The organism is Archangium sp., from assembly GCF_036389735.1.
Lineage (GTDB): Bacteria > Myxococcota > Myxococcia > Myxococcales > Myxococcaceae > Archangium.
The window spans coordinates 1-2315 of sequence record NZ_DASVWK010001136.1; the positions used below are offsets into that span (position 1 = coordinate 1).

The following is a 2315-nucleotide window of genomic DNA, read 5'->3' on the forward strand; positions in this document are numbered from 1 at the left end:
AAGGTGGTGGGGAACAGCGTCGCCCGGCCCACGCTCTTGGGCTGGGGAACGGGCAGGGAGAAGCTCGCCTTCTGCTGGAGCGCGGCCTTGGTGACCATCGGCTCGATGAAGATGAACTTCGCGTCGTAGAAGCCGGCGAGCATGGCCTTGTCGAACACGCCGTTCTTCACGCCGTTCTCGTCGAACTCCGAGGTGGGCAGGGCGTGGTAGCCCATGTTCGGAACGCAGAACTCCGTGGCGTCCGGCGCATCCGGGGGAACGGGAGCCACCCAGCCCACGGGAATGTCCGTCTCAGGGGCCTGCTTCGCGTTGGTGCAGTCGATGGCCTTCGTGGCCGCCTTGTCCACCCCGTAGAAGTGGAAGTCGAAGTGCGGCGTCGAGTGACGCTCGGGGGGGTGCCCGGCCGCCATCCAGTCGAACTCGAAGTGGTTGATGAAGGTGGTGTCGCGGACGACCTGCGGGAAGTCGGCGACGAAGATGGACGTGTGGTCGTGCGTGCCATCCGAGACGGGGGCGCTCTCGATGGACTTGTAGGGGAGGGTGAAGCCCACCTCCTTGACGACACCCTCCGCGTCGAGCGTCGCCCAGGTGGTCACCTTGCCGCCGTGGAAGTCCACGGACTGGCCCTCGACCATGCGGTCCTCGGTGCCGCAGCCAAGGAGCGTGGTGGCGAGGAGCGTGCCGAGAATCGCGGTCTGCTTTTTGATCATTGTGTGTGTCTCCGTGAAGCGGTTTCCCCACGGCGCTCCTGGCCCCAGGTACTGGAGCACGGGAATCCACGGTGGGGATGAACCGTAGCCTACCGCACACTCCGCCCCTCGTTCCAAGGAGGTCATATGTTCTCGCGGTCCGAGGCGGGTACGAAGTGGGCCCAAGTAGGGATACATGACCCTGGCGCGCCACCCGTGCCCCGCCCTGCTCACAAGCTCAAGTCCGCGCCACTGCCTCTGACCCGCTGAGCGTGCCTCCCTTTCCTGGGACGCGGGACCTCTGGAGCGCTGGAAGCAGAGTCGTGCTGGACAGGACGGCGGAGGTCATGCCGGAATGGACCACTAAGGAAGTGGTGTTGTATTAGCGGAGGAGGTCCAAGCGAATGATGCCACGCCCCCAGTCGCGAAATGACATGCCCGTCACGAGTACGCAGCTTGACCTCGAGAGACTCCGCTCCGCCCTGCGCGGACTCGATCGTGAGACCCTCTTGAGCCTGCTCGACCGTGCCCTCGATCGAGTGCCCAGGATGCAGGTGGCCGAGATAACGGCGGGCTACGTCTCCCTGGAGGCGCTCCGCGCCGGAACGGCGCTCGTCGCCGAGGTGAGACACTTTTGCGAAGCCAGCCACCGCGGCGATTACTACGAGGACTTCGACGTCAACTCGAAGAACTTCATGCAGAAGTCCCTGGGCACACAACGCTGGATCGCCGAGTGCGAACGCCTTTTCGAGCGATGTGTCAGCGAGGCCACGAGGACGCCTCCCGCCGATATCCGCGAGGCACTCGGGATGCTCATGGGCCTGCTCCGCGCCGTGGATGAGGCCAATGACGACATCGTCTTCTGGGCGGACGAGGGCGGCTCCTCCGAGGTAGGCGTCGCCTGGAGGAAGGTCCTTCCCGTGTGGTTCCAAGCGCTCGCCGCGACCCTCCCACCCGAGCAATACGCCCGAGAAGTCCTCGCCGCCATCGAGGGGTTCGATTCCTTCAACCGCGAGCGTCACCTCCAGAAGGCCCGGAAGGGCGCGAGCCCCGCCCAGCGGACGGCACTTCAGCAGGCCGCGGCGCGCCCGCGTTGAGGGGGATGGCATGTCCGAGCCCCGCGAAGCCCCTGGCATTTCGAGCGAACCGGTGTTGTAGCGCGCATTGCCATGACACGCCCCGTTCGCTCCCTGGTACTCGCGGCCCTCCTTCCCGCCCTCTGCGCCTGCTCCACGCTCGCGTCCTCGCGGCGCGCCCCGGGTGCCGTCACGCTGCGCTTCGCCTGGCCCGCGCCCTTCTCCGCTCGCGTCTCGTACTCCTTCACCATGAACAGCCCCCTGGGCAACACCGAGGTCCACCGCGGCTACTGGCTGTCCGTGGAGCCGGCGAAGAAGAAGGGCGTCCACCGGCTCGTCCCTCGTGACGTCGAGGTGTCTCCGCCCCAGTACGCCGCCATGGCGGACCCGGTGCCCACGGTGCACTTCGACGACGAGGGCGCCTTCCAGGGCATCGATGACCCCGCGGAGCTGCCGGGTCAGCGGATGCTGGAGGCGCTGCCCCTGGAGCCTCAGAAGAAAGCCGAGATCGTCGAGAAGCTCGTGGCCGTGCAGGAGCAATCGGGCCGGG

General features: G+C 66.6%; 3 protein-coding genes. 2 read left to right on the plus strand and 1 reads right to left on the minus strand.

The window, feature by feature from the left end:
* The coding region (locus tag VF794_RS40850) for a hypothetical protein (protein WP_331119332.1) at window positions 1-710 on the minus strand (710 nt) is incomplete at its 3' end.
* A gap of 488 nt (window positions 711-1198) precedes the next feature.
* Here VF794_RS40850 and VF794_RS40855 point away from each other — a divergent pair.
* Both VF794_RS40855 and VF794_RS40860 read left to right on the plus strand, forming a co-directional pair.
* Window positions 1199-1786, plus strand: a complete 588-nt coding sequence (locus VF794_RS40855) for a hypothetical protein (RefSeq protein WP_331119334.1) — start codon at window positions 1199-1201, stop codon at window positions 1784-1786.
* 72 nt (window positions 1787-1858) lie between these two features.
* Window positions 1859-2315: hypothetical protein (locus VF794_RS40860; protein ID WP_331119336.1), on the plus strand; the 457-nt coding region annotated here is incomplete at its 3' end.